Origin of the sequence: Bradyrhizobium canariense (assembly GCF_900105125.1) — a bacterium.
Classification (GTDB): Bacteria; Pseudomonadota; Alphaproteobacteria; order Rhizobiales; family Xanthobacteraceae; genus Bradyrhizobium; species Bradyrhizobium canariense_A.
This window is the reverse complement of the sequence record NZ_LT629750.1, coordinates 1005745-1026173: the sequence shown is the minus strand read 5'-3', so window position 1 is coordinate 1026173 and position 20429 is coordinate 1005745. Positions and strand designations below refer to the sequence as shown.

Sequence of the window (20429 nt, the reverse complement as noted above, 5' to 3'; positions counted from 1 at the left end):
TCAGGCGAGCTGTAAATATCTGCTTTTACTAGATATTTTGGCGCGAGAGACGGGGCTCGAACCCGCGACCTCCGGCGTGACAGGCCGGCGCTCTAACCAACTGAGCTACTCCCGCGTGATTGCGACACCCGCGAGTGCAGGGACTTAAAGGGGCCGCCAATCCAAGTCAAGGACGTTGCGAATCCCCTTGCGGCACGGGCTTTTTTGCCATGCCGATGCAAATAATGGCCTATTTATCGGCAAAACAGCGTAGGCACCTGGTCTTCGAATCATTTAAGGCCTGATACGCCTTAGTTTCCTGAGCCATCAACAACGAGGAGGGCCAAATATGGCGAAGAAAGCAGCGACCCCGGCTACGATCACGCTGAAGCATCTGGCGGCCGCCCTGTCGGAAGAACATGAATTGTCGAAGAAGGGCGCTGAAGCCATTCTGAACGATCTGGTCAGCCGAATTACCAAGCACCTGAAAAAGGGCGAGCGTATCCGCATCGTCGGCCTCGGCATCCTGCAGGTGCGCAAGCGCGCCGCCCGCATGGGCCGTAACCCCGCCACGGGCGAGGCAATCCATATCAAGGCCAGCAAGAAGGTCGCTTTCCGCGCGGCCAAGGAACTCAAGGAAGCCGTTTAGATCACGATCCGATTGGAATGGGCTCATGATCTCATCACTTTGTTTGAGCATGATCTCCGGGCAAACGCTTCGCGTTTGTCCCGAGGGAAAACCGGTTCCCACTTTTCCGGATCATGCTCGAGGGGCGTTTTCCAATCCTTTTAGCGCCATTCCGGCACGGCATACGCGGCCCCGGAGTGGCGCTTTTTTGTTATACTGTCCCGCAGTCCTGTTTCCGTTCTTGCCGCGGTTTCGATAGTGCCCTCACCTCTCAACTTCACGCATACCGTTACCGAGCGCTTCCTGCGCTATGTGGTCATCGATACCCAGTCTGACGCGGCGTCCGCGACCTGTCCCTCCACCGAAAAGCAAAAAGACCTGGGGACCCTGCTCGCGAGCGAGTTGCAGGCGATGGGAATTCGCGACGCCCATCTCGACGCGTATGGCTATGTCTACGCGACGATCCCGGCGAACACGGACAAAAAAGTTCCCGTTATCTGTTTCTGCTCGCACATGGACACTTCGCCCGATTGCTCGGGCAAGGATGTCAAACCGCAGATCATCAGGAATTATCGCGGCGGCGATATCGTCCTGCCGGGCGACCGTTCGCAGATCATCCGCGCCGCGGAGCATCCGGCGCTCGCCGATCAGATCGGCAATGACATCGTCACCACGGATGGCACCACGCTGTTGGGGGCGGACAACAAGGCCGGCGTGGCCGAAATCATGGATGCCGCGCATTTCCTGATTAATAATCCGCAGATCAAACACGGCACCATCAAGATCCTGTTTACGCCGGATGAGGAGATCGGCCGCGGAGTCGACAAGGCCGATCTGAAAAAGCTGGGCGCCGACTTTGCCTACACCATGGACGGCGAAACCGCGGGAAATATCGAGGACGAGACGTTTTCGGCCGACGGCGCAACCGTCACCATCGAGGGCGTCAGCACCCATCCCGGTTACGCCAAGGGCAAGATGGAGCACGCGATCAAGATCGCGGCCGCTATCGTCGACCGCCTGCCAAAGGACACCTGTTCGCCCGAAACCACCGAGGGCAAGCAAGGCTTTCTGCATCCAATCGCAATCTCGGGCGCGCTGGAAAAAGCCACGCTAAGTTTCATCGTGCGCGATTTCACCGACGAAGGCTTGAAGGAAAAAGAAGTCTTGCTGGAAGACATCATCAAAGAGGTGATGAAGGACTTTCCGCGATCGACCTACCGGCTGGAAATCAGGCAGCAGTACCGCAACATGAAGCAGGTGATCGACGCTCACCCCGCGATCATGGAAAATGCGATAGAAGCCATCCGCCGCGCCGGCCTCAAACCAGTGAAGACCTCGATCCGCGGCGGGACCGACGGCTCGCGGCTGTCATTCATGGGATTGCCCTGCCCCAACATCTTTGCTGGTGAACACGCTTTCCATTCCCGCCTGGAATGGGTGAGCGTGCAGGACATGGAAAAAGCCGTGCAGACCATCGTCCATCTTGTGATGATTTGGGAAGAGCGAGCTTGAGATCGCGCGTGACCTCGGTGTTTTCCAGCGTCCGAATATTTCTCTAACTAAAAATCCAGACGACCAATTGCCACAACAGCCAGCCAATGAAGTAGAGCCATCCTGCCATCGCGACCAGGACGACGATAAAATAAAAAATAAATGGTGTGGCGTCCTTTAGCTTCGACAATATCGAGCGGAGCGTTGATCCAGACGGACCATTATTCTTTTGTTCTGACGCGGTCATCTCACGAACTCGATGTGTACGCCACGCCTGGTATTGTAAGTGCAAGAACCACTATTCTCTCATTAAATCGAAGCAACGACCGCCCGACTTGCGCCTCGATCAGGGTTACCCAACGCGGAGGCGCTCAACGCGTTTACCATCGGTTTTTCCTGGTCTGTCGGCGTTGATACGATATCCGCGACCGCACCGCGTAACCAACACTGAACCCGGCCGCAAAAATTCCCGCGATAAAGGCAGCAACGAACATTCGGCGCTCACGATCTAACGATCTGAAGAAGCAACGCGGTCAAACAGAACATCATTTTCTGATGGCCTCGCCGCACTGGATCCGGATTAAAAATATCCGAAGCTGACGCTAGCCGTTTTGCGTGACGGGACAATGCGATTTAGTTCTTAACCTAACTGGTGAACCTTAATGGCCGTTGCAGCGAGCATTTGGACGGCGGCAGCTCGCTGTTTTCAAAAGCATGAAATAAGTCGCTCTGGATCGTAATCGGGACCATGTCACCTAACTGCAATCACATTCCCATGCGCGAAAACGTCGCAGTCGACGGTTCCCGAACAAGCATTGATCAGACCGATTGCTAGGAAGCCGACGCCGTTACGATCCAGATCGCCGCGGGCAGCGGCACCGAATTTCCCTTTACGAAAGGAATCAGCGCTTCGCGGATTGAGTTCCTGGAAGCCTCGCACAAAGCCGCTGGTTGCCCCTCCAGCGCACGGCTTGCGGGACCGATTTCGAGCGCGGATTCGACCGCAGCATCAAGGCCTCGCCCGATGGCAACATCGAGAGCCAAATCACATGGTTCCATCGCTATCCCCGCAAAGCCTGCCTCGCCCAGGATACGGTGAACGCGCTGTTCGGAAGCAAATGAGAACGGGCCAGGGTCTTCCGGCCCGAGCTGCGGCAACTTCGGGACGTGCTTATAGACCGCCTGAAGCGGCACCATCAGCCACGGGTTCTCGCGCGGCTCGCGCCAGCAAGCGAATGTCAGCCGCCCCGATGGCCGCAATGCCTGGCGCATATTGGCGAAGGAAACCGCAGGCTCGGCAAAAAACATCACGCCGAACCGCGAGACCAGAAGGTCAGAGCTTGCGGGCTCGAACGGGTATATCGTGGCATCGGCAAGCGCGAAATCGACGGGAGTATCTGCCGGCGTAACCTGGCGCGCCCGGGCCAGCATCGGCGCCGAGACGTCGACGCCAAGCACATGACCTGTAGGACCGACCTTTTGCGCCAGCGCGATTGCGATGGCGCCGCAGCCGCAACCAACGTCAACAATCCGTTCGCCCGCCTTGACCTTGGCGCGGCCGATCAGGATGTCAGCGACCGGCGCAAGCATGATGTCCTGCATGTGCTGGCGATCGGTCCAGCGCTGGCCACCAGCTCCGTTCCAGTACGCGATCTGGTCGGCATTTTGATCGTGGCCCGTCGGTGCTTCCATGTGCGCAATCCCACTTCAGCGTCTAAAAATCTCGAGGAGATGTTCGGCGTTATCTCAATCTGTCGGCCGGCTTTGCTTTGCCAAAGATAACCCCGCAGATCAGCCCGATCATCGCGCCGAGCGGACCACAGACGAACGCGGCCGTCATGCTGGCTTCGACACTACCGTCGAAGTGATTGCCGGAAAACAATCCGATGGCCCGATAACCCGCGAATGCAAACAGCGGATAGCCGGCGAGTAATCCAAGCAGCGCGGCCAGTAGACGGCGCATGCGGTGCTCCATACCGGCTTAAGCCGCGCTATTTCGTGTCTTTGTCGGCGCCGCCATCCATGTTGCCGCCATTCGCCACGCATTTGCTAAAATAGCTTCTTTGATCTTGCGCCGTGCCTTTCGCGCTGCCGGCCGCGGGATTGCCCGGCTCGCGTGGAGGAAACGCCTTCGCGACGAGCAGATCGCACTTCTTGGCTACTTCCACCGTGACAGCCGATGCGCCGGTGGACACCAACGACGACGCGACAGATAAAAACGCACAGGTCACTATTGCGGGTTTCGACGTGACGAACATGGCCGGACCTCCTGGATGTTGTCGCCCCTAACAATCTTCAGCGTCTTCGCGCGCTTCCAGTGTGCGGCCATCAGCAATGATAGCGGTGCCTGTAGCTGTTGCCGGTCCGTCGCGTGACACGGCTGCAGATACTGGTAGGCGGCGAGAGATTCGAACTCCCGACCCTCTCGGTGTAAACGAGATGCTCTAACCAGCTGAGCTAGCCGCCCTCACCCGCTATTTAGCCTTTGGGTGCCCGTTGGTGCAAGGTCGGATACCGTCTACTCGGTCGGCTGACCGGGCAATCCCTGGAGATGGTTGATCCACGGCGCCGCCGAACGACACCAGATTTGCCGTGCGGGCTTGAGCCGGTCGCGCTGGTGGATGCTGCCCCAGCGAATCCCCCAATCGTCCGGCCCACCCTCGCCGCTGGTAAACAGCGGGGAGCCGCATTCCCCACAGAAGTGCTGAAAACGCGTACGGCCGTTATCGCCGGTCTTGGCGTAGACCTTGGGCGCCCTTCCCGTCATCCGGATTTGCTCGCTCGAGCAGATCACCGTCACCCTGTAAGGCGAACCGGTGAGCGTCTGGCAATCCGTGCAATGACATATCAAAACCCGTTCCGGGTCGATGTCCGCCTGATAGGTCACCAGGCCGCAATGGCATTGCCCGTCGATATTCATGGCGGTTCAACTCCAAAAAGAAACGGCGCCCGAAGGCGCCGTTGTTTTATCATTTTCTCGTTTGACTTAGTGCGCCGTCAGGCCGCCCGCCGCCTCGTCGCCGGCTTCCGGCTTGACCGGCACCTTGGTGTCTTCTTCCCAGACGATCGGCACCGGTGGCCGCACCAGGGCCTTGGAGACTACGTCGTCCAGACGGGCTACCGGAATGATCTCCATCCCGCCCTTGATCGCATCGGAAATCTCCGTGAGATCCTTGGCGTTATCCTCCGGGATCAGCACCATCTTGATGCCGCCGCGCGCCGCGGCCAACAGCTTCTCCTTCAAGCCGCCGATCGGCAACACCCGCCCGCGTAGCGTGATCTCGCCGGTCATGGCGACATCGTGCCGGACCGGAATGCCGGTCATGACCGAGATGATCGCGGTTGCCATCGCGACACCCGCCGACGGTCCGTCCTTCGGGGTTGCCCCCTCCGGCACGTGGACGTGGATGTCCCGCCTGTCGAACAGCGGCGGCTCGATGCCATAGATGATCGCTCGCGAGCGGACATAGGATGCTGCCGCCGAGATCGACTCCTTCATGACGTCGCGCAGGTTGCCCGTGACCGTCATCTTGCCCTTGCCGGGCATCATGACGCCTTCGATGGTGAGCAACTCACCGCCGACATCGGTCCATGCGAGGCCGGTGACAATGCCGACCTGATCGTCGCTCTCGATCTCGCCGTAGCGATATTTCGGCACGCCGAGAAATTCCTCGAGGGACTTCTCGGTGACCTTCACCGACTTCTTCTTGGAGATCATCAGCTCCTTCACCGCCTTGCGGGCGAGTGTCGAAAGCTCACGCTCCAGGTTACGCACGCCCGCTTCGCGGGTGTAGCGGCGGATCATCAGCAACAACGCATCGTCGTCGATCGACCACTCCTTGGAATCCAGGCCGTGCTTGGAGATCGCGTTCGGGATCAGATGCTTGCGCGCGATCTCGACTTTCTCGTTCTCGGTGTAGCCGGCGATCCGGATGATCTCCATGCGGTCCATCAGCGGTCCGGGAATATTCAGCGTATTCGCGGTCGTAATGAACATCACGTTGGAGAGGTCGTAGTCGACCTCGAGATAATGGTCGTTGAAGGTCGAGTTCTGCTCGGGATCGAGGACCTCAAGCAGCGCCGATGACGGGTCGCCACGGAAATCGGCGCCCATCTTGTCGATCTCGTCCAGCAGGAACAGCGGATTCGAGGTCTTCGCCTTCCGCATCGACTGGATGATCTTGCCGGGCATCGAGCCGATATAGGTGCGGCGGTGACCGCGGATCTCGGCTTCATCGCGCACGCCGCCGAGCGACACGCGAACGAATTCGCGTCCCGTCGCCTTCGCGATCGACTTGCCGAGCGAGGTCTTGCCGACGCCGGGAGGCCCGACCAGGCACAGGATCGGTCCGGTCAGCTTGTTGGCGCGCGACTGCACTGCCAGATACTCGACGATGCGGTCCTTGACCTTCTCCAGCCCGTAATGATCGTCGTCGAGCGTGGCTTGAGCCGCCTCAAGGTCCTTCTTGACCTTGGACTTCTTGTTCCACGGGATCGACAGCAGCCAGTCGAGATAGTTGCGCACGACCGTTGCTTCCGCGGACATCGGCGACATCTGGCGCAGCTTCTTCAGCTCGTGCTGCGCTTTCTCTCGCGCTTCCTTGGAGAGCTTGGTCTTGGCGATCTTCTCTTCGAGATCGGCGAGTTCATCCCGGCCCTCGTCATCGCCGAGTTCCTTCTGGATCGCCTTCATCTGCTCGTTGAGGTAATACTCGCGCTGGGTCTTCTCCATCTGGCGCTTGACGCGCGAGCGGATGCGCTTCTCGACCTGCAGCACCGAGATTTCGCTCTCCATCAGCCCCAGCACCTTCTCCAGGCGCGCGGTAACGGACAGCGTCTCCAGGATGGCCTGGCGATCGGCGATCTTGACAGCCAGATGCGACGCGACCTGATCGCTGAGCTTGGCGAAATCGGTAATCGCCTGCACCACGCCGACGACTTCGGCCGAGATCTTCTTGTTGAGCTTCACATAGCTCTCGAAATCGGACACGACCGAGCGCGCCAGGGCTTCGGCTTCAACGGAAGCGGCGTCGGTGTCGGCGAGCGCAACAGCGGTCGCTTCATAATAGTCGGCTCGGTCGGAATATTTCTCCACACGGGCACGCTCCAGCCCCTCCACCAGCACCTTGACGGTGCCGTCGGGCAATTTGAGCAGCTGCAGCACGCTGGCAAGCGTGCCGGTCTCGTAGATCGAATCCGGAGTTGGATCATCATCCGACGCGTTCTTCTGCGTCGCCAGCATGATCAGAGCGTCATTCTTCATGACCTCTTCGAGGGCGCGGATCGATTTCTCGCGGCCGACGAACAAGGGCACGATGATGTTCGGAAAAACCACGATGTCGCGCAGCGGCAACACCGGATAAGATCGGCTTTCGCCGTGAACGATAGATGGCCGGGGTTTAGGGGTCGTCATGGCCTATTCCTTTTGTTGTGCCCCCTTGCACGCCGTCCGCCATTTTGCGCAACCGCCACAAGGTGCCGGGATGGGGATCGTTTGGCTCCCTCGGAGCCTGCTTCCCCGGATCGTTGAACGACGAATCTCAAGCATGATTATCGTCGCCGATAGCATTAGGTGGCTATCGACCATAGGGGTGTCAAGTGTCGGAAATGCCCGCCAAATGGGGACTAAACGCGAGGTAGCACCTGCGCGAAAGCGGCCGCGGAAGTAAGTCCCGCGGCCGTCTATTGAATTCGCAAACCGAGCGCCGCAGACCCGATCAGGCGCTGGCGCTGCTTTCCACAGCGCGGTCGGAACGATCGGCGTAAATGTACAGCGGGCGAGCCGTTCCCTCGACCACCTCGCGCGAAATGACCACCTCTTCGACGCCTTCCAGGCCCGGAAGATCGAACATGGTTTCGAGCAGGATGCTCTCCAGAATCGAACGCAGGCCCCGCGCGCCGGTCTTGCGCTCGATCGCCCTGCGGGCAACCGCGCCAAGCGCCTCGTCGGCGAATGTCAGCTCGATGTTCTCCATCTCGAACAGCCGCTGATACTGCTTTACCAGCGCGTTCTTCGGATCGGTCAGGATCTTCTTCAGCGAAGCTTCGTCGAGATCCTCCAGCGTGGCGACCACCGGCAAGCGGCCGACGAACTCCGGAATCAGGCCATACTTCAACAGATCCTCGGGCTCGACGTGGCGGAAGATTTCGCCGGTGCGGCGATCTTCCGGTGCCAGCACCTGGGCGGCAAAGCCGATCGAGGTCGAACGGCCCCGCGCCGAGATGATCTTCTCAAGCCCCGAGAACGCGCCACCGCAGATGAAGAGGATATTGGTGGTATCCACCTGCAGGAATTCCTGCTGCGGATGCTTACGGCCGCCCTGCGGAGGAACCGAGGCAACGGTGCCTTCCATGATTTTCAGAAGCGCCTGCTGCACGCCCTCGCCCGACACGTCACGGGTGATCGACGGGTTGTCGGACTTGCGGCTGATCTTGTCGATTTCGTCGATATAGACGATGCCGCGCTGCGCGCGCTCGACATTATAGTCGGCCGACTGCAACAGCTTCAGGATGATGTTCTCGACGTCCTCGCCGACATAGCCGGCTTCGGTCAGCGTCGTCGCATCCGCCATCGTGAACGGCACGTCGAGAATCCGCGCCAGCGTCTGCGCCAGCAACGTCTTGCCCGAACCGGTCGGACCGATCAGCAGGATGTTCGACTTCGCAAGCTCAACGTCGTTGTGCTTGGTCTGATGATTGAGGCGCTTGTAGTGATTGTGGACGGCGACCGAGAGTACCTTCTTGGCATGGCTCTGGCCGATGACATAGTCGTCGAGGACCTTGCAGATTTCCTTCGGGGTCGGGATGCCATCACGCGACTTCACCAACGAGGATTTGTTTTCCTCGCGGATGATATCCATGCAGAGCTCAACGCACTCGTCGCAGATGAACACGGTAGGACCCGCGATCAGCTTGCGCACTTCGTGCTGGCTCTTGCCACAGAACGAGCAATATAGCGTGTTCTTGGAGTCGCTCGTGCCGACCTTACTCATTCTTATCTCCGTCCGCCGTTCGATCCCGTTCGCTCAACTGTCCTATTCCGGCACCCGCCGGTACAGGACTCTAGATAGAGCAAAATCCGTACCAAAAAAGACCCTGCGCTCCCAATGCTAGGAATCGCAGCCTGCTCGAATCCCCCACGGCCATAACCCGACCGGCCTAGCCAACCATGCTGACATCCGACTATCAAGAATTCCCTAATCGGCCGCGCATCGAATACCCGTGACAATACCGTGATTTGCAGCGGCTGCGCGAGCGTCAGATACGGAAATCAGCCAAGCGTTGCGCGATTACCACGCCGCCAGACCAGCACGAAACCGGAACTTTGCGCCCCTGGGCGGGCGCCAAAGTACCGTCGCCGGCCGCATTTGCCGGCGGCGGCACCGTCCATTGCCACCAACGAGATGCCTGCCCGGGGTGTTAAGAGGTGGCTTTCGGCGCCGGCTCTTCCGCGCGCTTGTCGATCACCTTGTCGACGATCCCGAAGTCGCGGGCCATCTCGGCGGTGAGGAACTTATCGCGTTCCAGCGCATCCTCGATCGCCTTGTAGGTCTGGCCGGTGTGCTTCACGTAGATCTCGTTGAGCCGCTTCTTCAGGTTCAGGATCTCCTGCGCATGCAGCATGATGTCGGTGGCCTGGCCCTGAAAACCGCCGGAGGGCTGATGCACCATGATCCGCGCGTTCGGCAACGAGAACCGCATATCCTTCTCACCCGCGGCCAGCAGCAAGGACCCCATCGATGCCGCCTGACCGGTGCACAGCGTCGATACCGGCGGACGGATAAACTGCATCGTGTCGTAGATCGCAAGCCCCGAGGTCACCACTCCGCCAGGTGAGTTGATGTACATCGAGATTTCCTTCTTCGGATTCTCGGCTTCAAGAAACAGCAATTGCGCGACGACCAGCGTCGACATGCCGTCCTCGACCGGTCCGGTCAGGAAGATGATGCGCTCTTTCAAGAGACGCGAAAAAATGTCGTAGGCGCGCTCGCCGCGGTTGGTCTGCTCGACCACCATCGGCACGAGGTTCATGTAGGTTTCCACCGGATCGCGCATTAATCACCCAAAAGTTGGCGGCAGCGGACATCCATCGGCAATTAGGAACTCGCTGGAATTGCCGGGCGTGGACGAACGCCCCGTGATGCAGGACTTAAAAGATAGGCTCACAGATATGGACCAATTCCCCGGCCACAAGACCGGGCAACGGCAAGGGAAGCGAGACGAGTTCAAGCTGATTCGTGCCAAGCCGCCTAGCGACGGACAGCGCCGCCGGGCCGCTTTCACGGTTCATCATTAATGCCGAATGGCGCGATTACGCGGCACTCTTCTCATCGTCGTCCTTGAACAATTCTTCGCGCGTGACCTTCTTTTCGGTCACGTTGGCCAGTTCGAGGATGAAGTCGACGACCTTATCCTCATAGATCGGCGCACGAAGCTGGGCCAGCGCATTGGCATTGCTGCGATAGTAGTCCCAGACCTCTTTCTCGCGTCCCGGCATCGAGCGCGCGCGCTCGATCACCGCGCGGCTCACCTCGTCGTCGGTAACCGTGATCTTGTTCTTTTCGCCGATCTCGGACAGCACGAGGCCGAGCCGCACCCGGCGATCGGCGATCTTGCGATACTCTTCCTCGGCGGCCTGTTCCGTGGTGTCCTCGTCGGCAAAGCTCTTGCCGCCGGATTCCATCTCGGCCTTGATCGAATTCCACATCAGCCTGAATTCCTCGTCGACCAGCGACGGCGGCGCCTCGAAGCGATGGGCCTCGTCGAGACGGTCCAGCAGCATGCGCTTGACCCGCTGGCGGGTGGCGCCGGCGAATTCTGCCGTCAGCCGCTCGCGCGCGGCCTCCTTCAGCTTGTCGAGCGACTCCAGGCCAAGCGTCTTGGCGAACTCGTCATCGATCTTGGTCTCCTGCGGCGCTTCGATCGCGGTTGCCGTCGTCTCAAACTCGGCCGCCTGACCGGCCAGCTTCTCGCTCGCGTAGTTCTTGGGGAAAGAGACCTTCAGCGTACGGGTCTCGCCGGCCGCGACGCCGATCAACTGCTCCTCGAAGCCGGGAATGAACTGCCCGGCGCCGATCACGACCGGAATGCCCTCGCCGGTGCCACCGTCGAACGGCGTGCCGTCGATGGTGCCCTTGAAGCTGATGGTGACCCGGTCGCCGGTCTCGGCCTTCGCGCCCTCACCCTTGGCGGCATAGCTGCGATTCTGATCGGCGATGCGCTTGATCGCTTCATCGACGTCGGCGTCGGTCACGTCCACGACCGGCTTCTCGACGGTGAAGCTCTTGAAATCCGCAAGCTGGATCGCAGGCACCACCTCGATCGAAACCGTGTAGGTCAGATCGGACTTTCCGTTGAGGATATCGTCGACGGCTTTTTCTTCCGTCGGCATCGTGACCTTGGGCTCGCTTGCGAGGCGGAAGCCGCGCTCGGTGAAGATCTGCGAGTTGGTGTCGCGGATCGTCTGCTCGACGGTCTCCGCCATCACCGAACGGCCGTACACCTTCTTGAGGTGGCTGACCGGCACCTTGCCCGGACGAAAGCCGTTGATACGGACCTTGTCCTTGAGGTCCACCAGACGAGCATCCGCCTTGGCATCGAGATCGGATGCGGGAACGCTGATCTGGAATTCGTGCTTCAATCCCTCAGCCAGGGTTTCTGTGACCTGCATGGTGTCAATCTTCTTCCGCTTGGTCCGGCCCAACGGCCAGGACAGTGTCAATCTGGTTGGCGCCGCGACCTTGCAGCCTGCGCCGGTGGTTCGGCTAACCCGTCCCCGAGGAGGACAAGGCTCTCCATGTTCGTCATGCAAACGCTGAAAGCGCTCAGTGCGGGCGGGGGCGCCGACAACCGCTCACCACATCGTTGAAATCACTCAGCTTTTTCGGCGTCGATGGCGCCCGTGTATCCCAGTTAGTATCTCAGTCTGTATCCCGGAATTCCGGTCGGCCGGGCGCGCCGAGTTTGTGACGCTAATCGCATGATCCCGGCATCGATTCAAGCCGACTTATATTGCGGAAAGCCCACAAGCGGCACGTATCTCGTCCCGCCCCGAGTGGGTTCCCCGCTTCAGGCAGTCACTAATCTGATCCAGACGCCTGCGGCTTTGCCGTTCAACGAGATCTCTTCTGTCATTTCCGCGCTGCCGGACGGCGCGGAATTCAGCCCGTTGTGGCCGAACCCCCACGCGATCTCGGACCAAGCGGACCAAGCCGAACGCCGGCACGCAAACGCTGATAAGGATATTGTGTGGGATCGACGATATGTCCTCCCGGCGCGAGCACCACCAGGACCTCTTCGGATATCGGTTCGAAGTCCGCCCGGAAATGAACCGCGCTCTTGAGCGCCAGGATTTTTTGCTCCGTAGGTTCGACGCCCACATGCCTGAATAACCCGGGATCGTACGCCTGCATGCGCTTGCTGCTGACGACGACGCTCACGCCGCCGATTGTCAGGAGCGCCATCTTTCCTAGCTCCATCTTGCGGCCCCGAATTGTCGAGCCGGTGGAAACAATCTGGCCATTGCCAAGCTGAGTGACAGAAAACTCGCCCTCATACGGCTTCACACCAGCCGGTCCATATTTTCCCCCCAGAGCGATATTGATTTTGTTTCCTTCGCCGGCACGATGAGCCGCTTCCGCAGCTTCAGGATCGCATAAAATTCCGACAACCGCCTCCGTAGCGCCCTGTCGAATGAGTTCCTCGAGCACGCCAGTCGTATCGGCAGTACCGCCGCATCCAGGATTATCCTGCGTGTCGGCCAAAATGACGGGGCGACTCGCGGTCTCTGCGATGCCAATGGCTTTTCTGACGCCTTCTTTCACGTTGTAGAGCGGCTGCAGGAATTCAGCCTCAACCGCGGTGATTTCCTTCGCCAGCGTGTCGGCACGAAGGTCAGCCAGTTCCTGCGAATACGCGTGAACGATAACCGAGGGACCACAATCGAACAGATCTGCCGGCGGGAAGCCGGCCAGATACGAGACGTTCAGAACATCGCCACCCTCAGCGCGTTCAGAGCTTTCCACGATTCGTTTGGAGGGCTGTACGAGAGTGCTCTGGAAATTGAGCGGTATCAAAAATGGAATTTTCCGGAGCGCACGTCCGCTTGGCTGCCCTCGTTCAAGGATGGTCGACAGCACCTTGGCTGCCCGACGGCCGGTTTGTTCACGATCCACGTGAGGATAGGTATAATATCCGACCAAACCATCTGTGCACGCGACCATCTGAGGCGTGACGTTGGCGTGGTAGTCGAGGCTGATAACGATCGGAACATGAGGTCCCAGTGCGGCCCGAAGTCGCCGTAGCAATTCGCCTTCGCCGTCCTCGAAATCTTCCGTGACCATCGCTCCGTGCAAATCGAGATATACCGCGTCGACAGGCATTTCCCGCGACAGGGAACCGACCAGCTCCGCGGCAATCCGCTCAAACGCATCCCGTGTGACGACGCCGCCTGCCCCGCCGCTCGTCCAAAGCAACGGAACAATGTCGTGCGCGTCCGCCATCGCCTCGAGAAATCCGGACAACCCAAAACTTGTATTGGTCAGCCACTCGAGGACCTCGGGTCCGCGAACGAGCGGCGGTCGATCTCGATGGCTCGCGAAATAAGCAAAGTCGGTTCGCGACGGAATGAAGGAATTCGTTTCATGATGGACGCCGCCGACTGCGATTCTCGCCATTTCGAACTCCTGCAGGTTTGGTCAAAAGTGTGCCGTCAGCGCCAAAAGCTCGCCATCGCCGCTGCCAGCCCGCGCCTCATTGCGTCCTATCGGGTAGAAGCAACATGTTTCATCTCGGCCGGCCGGCTTTACGTTTACACAGGCCCGTCGCGCATCGGGACATGCGACGGCAATGGCCCCGCATCAATACGTGCCAGAGCGGCTTCGCCTGCATTCCGGACGTAAGTCGCAAAATATCGAGCGGCTGACTCGGCGTCGCGTCGTTCGATGGCACTCATGATGGTCGCGAGCTCTTCCGCCGCCTGCTCTAGTCGCCCCGGTTGCGAAATGGAGACGCCGCGCAAAGCGCTCATGCGAGCGGTCAGCTTCCGATGAAGGTCACTGATCAATTCGTGCTCGGCAATTTTCAGCATGTATCCGCTGAATTCCGTCGCGGCCTTGGCAATGGCGGCGACGTCACCACTGCGGCGTATGATGTAAAGCTTGTCGTACAGCGCGCGAAGCTGTGCCATTTCTTGATCGCTCGCTTTTTGCGTGAAGATGCGCACCACGGCGCTCTCAAGCAAGGCGCGAACGTCATAGATTTCCGCAACCTGTTTACGCGTCAGGCGAGCCACGATCGGACCACGCCGCGGCTCGATCGTGATCAGGTGCTCGGCTTCGAGACCGCGAAGCACCTCACGTATTGAGGTTCTGCTCACGCCCATCTGCTCACAGAGCTCTCGCTCGATGAGGCGCGTGCCGGGCGCAAAGTGGCCGCTGATGATCGCGTCGCGCAGGCGCTCCAACGCCTGGTCGCGCAGAAGCGCAGGCGCATCGGTAATCCGAAGAACGCTTCCCGCCATTTCAAGTCTCCTGAAGGATCGCTCGCCCGGACGGCCTAACTGGCCGGACGAGTCGCGTCCAACATCGTTAACAAACATTCTTGACATCTTGTCATACAAGATGTCAAGAATACAAAAATAACGAAAAATTGGGATAATGATGAGCGAAATACCCGTTGTCGATGAAGTCTCAGCCGACCGTGTGCGCGGCCACGTCGAAACGATTGTTCGAGAGATTCCGCATCGGGCGGCTGGTAGCGCCAATGGCAAACGCATGGCGGAATACAGTCACGCCGCGATGTCCGGGATCGGACTGACCGACGTCGCCGTCAAAGAACTGCAGGCGATCGTTTCATTTCCGGAACACGCCGATTTTCGTGTCGAAGCGCCGGTCGAAACCAGCTTCAAAGCGAACACCTTAGGACACAGCATCAAAACAGGGCCTGAAGGAATTCGCGGCGAACTCGTCGATGTCGGCAGCGGTGCGCTGTCGAACTACGCCGGCAAGGATGCACGCGGCAAAATAATTCTCACCGAGCTTTCCTATTCCCCGGCGCGGCATGAAAAACAAAGGATTGCCGCGAACCAGGGCGCGATCGGTGCGGTGATGATGAATTGGGGACATCCTGAAAACCAGGCCGTCCCGTTCGGCTCGGTGAAGCCGATGTGGGGCAATCCCACTCCCGAGAATGCCAACACCGAGATGCCGACAATTCCGTGCATCGGTATAGCGCGGGCGGCCGGTCTCGAGTTGCGCAAGCTCGTGGAGCAAGGGCCCGTCACAGTCTGGATGCAAACCCACGTCGAAAATGGCTGGCGTCCGGTTCAGATCACCGTCGCGCGGCTGCCCGCACCTGCAAGCTCTCCCGAACATGATGACTTCGTCCTGGTCGGCGGACATCAGGACAGTTGGCCGGGGGAAGCCGCGACTGACAATGCCGCCGGCAACGCGTGTCAGATGGAATTAGCGCGCGTATTTTCCAAGCACCGCGACAAGATGAGGCGCGGGCTGACCTTCGGCTTCTGGACCGCGCATGAAACCGGTACGATGGCGGGTTCGACATGGTTTGCAGATCAGAACTGGGACAACCTTCGCAAGAACTGCGTCGCCTACCTTCAAATTGATCAGCCGGCGTGTATCGGCACGACGGAATGGGCGACGTCCTCAAATCCGGAGCTGAGGTCTTTCCACAGCGCCATCGAGGCCAGGCTTCTGAACAAGAAAATCCGGTGGGAACGACAGGCGAAGTCCGGTGATTCCAGCTTCTTCGGTCTCGGTATTCCCTCGTTCCAAGGAAGAGGAGCCTTCACGGACGCGGAGTTGAAGAGCACCGCACACGCCACGCTCGGCTGGTGGCACCACTCCATCGAGAACCGTCTCGACAAGCTCGACTGGAGTCTCATGCAGGAGCACCTGCGGGTCTACACAGCCTATCTGTGGGAGCTGACCACCGCTCCAGTATTGCCGTTCCGATTTGCTCCGGTATCGAAGCAAATCTCCGATCGGCTCGAAGAACTGCGCGTCGCCGGCAAAAGCGTCGGCCTGGAGACGGCGCAAGATGACGCCGCGCGTTTCGCGAATGCCGTGGCGAGGCTGGATAGCCGCGCCGCACAGGAAGCCGAACAGTTCGCCCGCGGTCGTGGCTCCGAGCAAGCGGCACTTCTCCTCAACCGCACCATCAAGCGTCTTTCACGCATCCTCGTTCCATTGCAATCAAGCTCGGTGGGTAGCTACGGCCACGATACGTATGGCTTTACGCCGCAAACCACGATGATCCCGTGTCTCTACGACCTCCAGCAACTCAATCAGTTGCCGGACGGTGAGCAGCGCTGGATGGTGGAAACCAAGATGGTTCGCGCCCGCAACCGGGTGGCGGACGCATTGCAGGATTCAACAGACTTGATTGACGAGATGTTCGCTCGACTAAAATAGAAAGACACGAATGGCAGGCCGCCGCCGTATCGTCTATCAGCTCGTCGCTCCGATGGAGAGGACGCTTGGTGTCGCGGAGATCGGGCGCAGGCGCGACTATCTGCAGCGCCACGCCGGTGCCTGCACCGAGACTGAGGTGCTAAGCGTTCCCTCCGGCTACGCATCGATCGAAAGCGAGCGGGACGCAGTCAAAGTGGCGCCCCATCTGCTCGCAGGTCTTCAAAAGGCGGATGCGGATGGCGCAAACGCCGGAATTATCGGCTGCTTTTCGGATCCGGCGATCGATGCCGTCCGCGAAACCGTGACAATGCCGATCGTGGGACCCGGTCAATCCTCTATCGCGTTGGCATTACAACTCGGTGACAGGTATTCGGTTTTGACGCCGCTTGAGAGCGGCCACAAACGCACGACACCTCGTTTGCGTGCTCAGGGCTTGGTCGATCGGCTTGCATCCGTGCGCGGCATCGGCGTTTCCGTCGTTGAGCTTGCAAATGAAAAAAGCGGCGCATGGCAACGCATCCTCGAAACATCCCGCCGATGCATCGAAGAAGATGGCGCGGACGTGTTGGTCATGGGCTGCATGAGCATGGCGTTCATGGACGTTGATCGAGAGCTCTCGAAGCGCCTCCATGTGCCGGTCGTCAACCCGGTTCTCGCGGCCTTGAAGACGGCGGAAACGTTGCTCGATCTCGGTCTAACGCATTCGCGCGCATCCTGGCCGTCGCCTCCGGAGAAGGCGTATTTCGACTGACGTCGCCGAAGCCGTTTCGAGACCTCAAATCCCCCAATACGAGGCGCAATTGTTCAAGCTAGTTAAATGCAAATCCCTGATCGACGGAACCGGCGCGCCTGCCGTCGATGGCGCATGCCTGTTGATCGAGGACGATCGCATCGTCGAGGTCGGAGTCCAGGCTGCCTTCAGGGAGTTGCCTCCCGGTACGGAAATCCTGGACCTCGGCAACAGCTATGTGATGCCGGGGCTGATCAACGCCCACACCCATCTCTCCCTGGTGCCGGGAAAGGGCAACCAGCCCGCGCAGAAGCGGCTGCCTCCCGGCATCAACGTCCTCAGAAGCGTTCCCAACCTTTTGAAGGACGTTTGTTCGGGCGTCACCACCACGAGAATTATGGGTGAAGAAAACTACATCGACATCGATTTCAAGAAAGCGATCGAAGGCGGAATCGTCAGCGGCCCAAGGATCATTACCGCTGGAATCGCGCTCTCGGCTTCGCACAGCCACGGCGTCGGACTGCGGCCGGCGGACGGCAAGCAGGAGATCAGGAAACTCGCGCGGCAAAATCTCGCTCAAGGCGCGGATTTCATCAAGCTTTTCGCCACCGGCGGAGCCAGCAGCCCCGGCAAGGCTTTGCATTCATGTCCGTATTCGCGCGAAGAAATCGCCGCTGCGGTCGAGGAAGCCGAACGGGCCGGCACTTACGTCGCTGCGCACGCGCATGGCGGCACCGGCCTCGATCTGTGTATCGAGGAAGGAGTGCGCACGATCGAGCACGGCGCATTCATTCATGAGAAACAGCTCAACGAAATCATCCGTAAAGATCTATGGATCGTCGGGACATTCTCGATCCTGTTCCATCCGGAGGGCATCGAGGGAACGGATTTTTCAATTCCCCTGATCAGATCGAAAGTTCTGAGGGCTCGCGAAGCCGCCGCGGAAAATTTTGCGAGGATTATCAAGTCGGGAGCCAATCTGGCGATCGGCACGGACTCGGTACATGGTGAGATGCCTTACGAAATGGAAAAGCTTGTTGAGTTTGGCGCTTCGACCATGCAGGCGATCCAGGCTGCGACAAAGAACGCGGCACGTGCCTGCAGAGCGGAAGATACGGCAGGAACATTGCAGGCGGGAAAATCGGCAGACTTTATCGCGCTCGCCAAAAATCCCCTCGACAATATCTCTCATCTGAGAAGCATCACGGATGTTTACATCCGTGGAAAGCGATTTCAGGGAATTTGATTGCCCAAAAGATGGATCAAGAGATGGATCATGGATCGGTGGCTTCGAACAGACCGGCAAAACGACGGGATCTCCCAGGCTCGGAACGAGATCTGTCGCGAGAAGCCGACCTCATGATGGATGATCTGGAAATCGTTTTGCGGTGCCGGTGCTGTGTCGCCGCGAACGCGTCATTCAGGGTTGAAACCTGGGATTCAGAATTCGCACCGGCGCGAGGCTAGCGTCGCTGCAAATCGTGCACCGGCAGAGACGACATTGAACCTTGGGGGATAGACGATGACCGCCGAACATGCCGAGGGCTACAACGTAGCAGATCTCACGATCGCGAACGAGAAACCCGCTGAAAGACGGCGGGCGATCGTTGCATCCGCAATCGGAAACTTCCTGGAATTGTTCGATTTCGCGATCTACGGATTTCTCGCCATACCGCTTGGGGCGCACTTCTTCCCTTCGACCGATCCTTTGATTTCGCTGCTGAGCAGCTTTGCCACGTTCGGCGTGGGTTTCATCATGCGTCCGGTGGGCGCCGTCGTTATCGGCATCTACGGCGACCGCAAAGGACGCAAGGCGGCGCTCTCGCTCACGATCGTCATGATGGCGTCAGCCACCGGCGTCGTGGGCTTCTTGCCTTCCTATGCAAGCATCGGCATTGCCGCGCCAATTCTGCTCGTTCTTTGCCGAATGGTGCAGGGCTTTGCGACCGGCGGCGAATGGGGCGGCGCAGCCGCGTTCCTGGTGGAGCATTCCCCAGACAAGCAGCGAGGACTGGTCAGCAGCCTTCAGCAGATCGGCAATCACCTGGGTGGCGTCGTCGGTTCAGGGCTGGTGGCGGCCCTGACATTTTCGTTCACTCATTCAGATTACATGTCCTGGGGCTGGCGAATCCCGTTCCTGATCGGATTTCTGGTCGGGCCGCTGGGATATTATCTACGTACCCGCGTCGCCGATACGCCGACCTTCCGCCAGGCGGTTGTCGAAAGACGCGTCGAACGCACGCCCCTGAGGACAGTCTTTTCGCTATTCGGACCGCGCATGCTGGCAGCGACACTGATCAGCATCATCGGGACCACGACAAACTTCACGTTTACAATTTACTTGATGAATTTCGCCATCCAGCAGCAGCATCTGCCCGCTGATCTGGCACTGCTGTCGCTGACCTTATCGCATACGTTGCTGATTTTCGGACTACCGGTCGTTGGCTGGCTGTCGGACAAGGTCGGACGAAAGCCCCTGATGCTGATCATGAGTTTCGGCTTCGTCGTCGCGAGCTACCCCATGTTCCGCGCCATCACGGACGCGCCCAGCATACTTACATTATTCATCGTGCAGTTTTCGTATTCATTGCTTCAGGTCTTCTACACGGGAACCATAGCCCCGGTATTGGCTGAGCTGTTCCCGACACGCGTGAGGTTCACCGGTCTCTCTGTAAGTTACGGTCTGGCCGTCACTCTCTTTGGAGGAACGGCGCCGTTTGTGGCCACTCTTCTCGTCAAGCAAACAGGCAATCCGGTTTCGCCGGCTTTTTATATAATGGCTTTGGCGCTGGTGAGTGGCGTCGCCATGCTGATGACTCGCGACCGCACGAACATCGAGCTCGATGATGAACGATGACAAGTGAGTTATGACGAAAGGGGTTGCCGGGGACACGCAACCATCTCAAATTGCTATTTGAAGCAGCGGCTTGAGCAGCCACTTCGATCCACAGATTATCCCTGATTCCAGCTCTCTGTGTCGCCTGCGTCATACCCGGCTGCAACAACGCCGGAGCACAATCCGCCTCAGACTAGCTTGATCGTTACTTCAAAGTTGTCCCGGCTGGCACGATCCATGCAGCAAGGAACGTCGGCAACAGCACCGCGACCGAGCTCGCGACATATGTCGTCGAAAAAGAAAAACCGCTCCTCACATTGGTGAAGTGACGGC

Annotated in this window: 17 protein-coding genes, 2 tRNA genes and 1 pseudogene; 7 read left to right on the top strand and 13 right to left on the bottom strand. The window is 59.1% G+C overall.

Features of this window, described 5'->3' with window-relative positions:
• Positions 1-38 precede the first annotated feature (38 nt).
• Positions 39-115, bottom strand: a tRNA-Asp gene (locus BLV09_RS05115).
• A 213-nt stretch (positions 116-328) separates the two neighbouring features.
• Here BLV09_RS05115 and BLV09_RS05110 point away from each other — a divergent pair.
• Both BLV09_RS05110 and pepT read left to right on the top strand, forming a co-directional pair.
• Positions 329-628 (top strand): HU family DNA-binding protein, encoded by a 300-nt coding sequence (locus BLV09_RS05110; RefSeq protein WP_100382122.1) that lies wholly within the window; start codon positions 329-331, stop codon positions 626-628.
• Between the two features lie 234 nt (positions 629-862).
• Positions 863-2119, top strand: coding sequence for a peptidase T (pepT, locus tag BLV09_RS05105; protein WP_146686525.1), 1257 nt, complete (start codon positions 863-865; stop codon positions 2117-2119).
• A 43-nt stretch (positions 2120-2162) separates the two neighbouring features.
• On the opposite strand, the gene BLV09_RS05100 is transcribed toward pepT, so the two are convergent.
• The 12 genes from BLV09_RS05100 to BLV09_RS05045 all read right to left on the bottom strand — a co-directional run bounded on the left by BLV09_RS05100 (position 2163) and on the right by BLV09_RS05045 (position 14717).
• Positions 2163-2345 carry a hypothetical protein gene (locus BLV09_RS05100; protein ID WP_146686524.1) on the bottom strand — a complete coding sequence of 61 codons (183 nt, stop codon included), beginning with the start codon at positions 2343-2345 and terminating at the stop codon, positions 2163-2165.
• 584 nt (positions 2346-2929) lie between these two features.
• Positions 2930-3790, bottom strand: coding sequence for a class I SAM-dependent methyltransferase (locus BLV09_RS05095; RefSeq protein ID WP_146686523.1), 861 nt, complete (start codon positions 3788-3790; stop codon positions 2930-2932).
• Between the two features lie 49 nt (positions 3791-3839).
• A complete protein-coding gene (locus BLV09_RS05090; RefSeq protein WP_146686522.1) occupies positions 3840-4061 on the bottom strand; it encodes a hypothetical protein in 222 nt (73 codons plus the stop codon).
• Between the two features lie 28 nt (positions 4062-4089).
• The gene (locus BLV09_RS05085; RefSeq protein ID WP_244548971.1) at positions 4090-4356 is read right to left on the bottom strand and encodes a hypothetical protein; all 267 of its coding nucleotides are present in this window, start codon (positions 4354-4356) and stop codon (positions 4090-4092) included.
• Between the two features lie 132 nt (positions 4357-4488).
• Positions 4489-4565, bottom strand: a tRNA-Val gene (locus BLV09_RS05080).
• Between the two features lie 51 nt (positions 4566-4616).
• Positions 4617-5018 (bottom strand): GFA family protein, encoded by a 402-nt coding sequence (locus BLV09_RS05075; protein ID WP_146686521.1) that lies wholly within the window; start codon positions 5016-5018, stop codon positions 4617-4619.
• A gap of 66 nt (positions 5019-5084) precedes the next feature.
• Positions 5085-7511 (bottom strand): endopeptidase La, encoded by a 2427-nt coding sequence (lon, locus tag BLV09_RS05070; RefSeq protein WP_100382126.1) that lies wholly within the window; start codon positions 7509-7511, stop codon positions 5085-5087.
• Between the two features lie 304 nt (positions 7512-7815).
• Positions 7816-9090 carry an ATP-dependent Clp protease ATP-binding subunit ClpX gene (gene clpX / locus BLV09_RS05065; protein ID WP_044542438.1) on the bottom strand — a complete coding sequence of 425 codons (1275 nt, stop codon included), beginning with the start codon at positions 9088-9090 and terminating at the stop codon, positions 7816-7818.
• Positions 9091-9517: 427 nt separating this feature from the next.
• Positions 9518-10153 carry an ATP-dependent Clp protease proteolytic subunit gene (locus BLV09_RS05060; protein ID WP_146686520.1) on the bottom strand — a complete coding sequence of 212 codons (636 nt, stop codon included), beginning with the start codon at positions 10151-10153 and terminating at the stop codon, positions 9518-9520.
• Between the two features lie 256 nt (positions 10154-10409).
• On the bottom strand, positions 10410-11768 hold the full coding sequence (gene tig / locus BLV09_RS05055) for a trigger factor (protein ID WP_146686519.1): 1359 nt from the start codon (positions 11766-11768) through the stop codon (positions 10410-10412).
• 490 nt (positions 11769-12258) lie between these two features.
• On the bottom strand, positions 12259-13773 hold the full coding sequence (locus BLV09_RS05050) for a M81 family metallopeptidase (RefSeq protein WP_146686518.1): 1515 nt from the start codon (positions 13771-13773) through the stop codon (positions 12259-12261).
• Between the two features lie 134 nt (positions 13774-13907).
• A complete protein-coding gene (locus BLV09_RS05045; protein WP_167558625.1) occupies positions 13908-14717 on the bottom strand; it encodes a GntR family transcriptional regulator in 810 nt (269 codons plus the stop codon).
• 178 nt (positions 14718-14895) lie between these two features.
• Here BLV09_RS05045 and BLV09_RS05040 point away from each other — a divergent pair, with 178 nt between their 5' ends.
• From BLV09_RS05040 to BLV09_RS37895, 5 genes and pseudogenes are all read left to right on the top strand, one after another.
• Positions 14896-16530 (top strand): M28 family peptidase, encoded by a 1635-nt coding sequence (locus tag BLV09_RS05040; RefSeq protein WP_167558624.1) that lies wholly within the window; start codon positions 14896-14898, stop codon positions 16528-16530.
• A 10-nt stretch (positions 16531-16540) separates the two neighbouring features.
• Positions 16541-17281, top strand: coding sequence for an aspartate/glutamate racemase family protein (locus tag BLV09_RS05035; protein ID WP_146686515.1), 741 nt, complete (start codon positions 16541-16543; stop codon positions 17279-17281).
• Between the two features lie 49 nt (positions 17282-17330).
• A complete protein-coding gene (locus BLV09_RS05030; protein WP_146686514.1) occupies positions 17331-18506 on the top strand; it encodes a metal-dependent hydrolase family protein in 1176 nt (391 codons plus the stop codon).
• Between the two features lie 276 nt (positions 18507-18782).
• The gene (locus tag BLV09_RS05025; RefSeq protein ID WP_146686513.1) at positions 18783-20117 is read left to right on the top strand and encodes an MFS transporter; all 1335 of its coding nucleotides are present in this window, start codon (positions 18783-18785) and stop codon (positions 20115-20117) included.
• A 197-nt stretch (positions 20118-20314) separates the two neighbouring features.
• Positions 20315-20425, top strand: a pseudogene (locus tag BLV09_RS37895) (cupin domain-containing protein); the annotation flags it as partial.
• Positions 20426-20429: the final 4 nt, after the last annotated feature.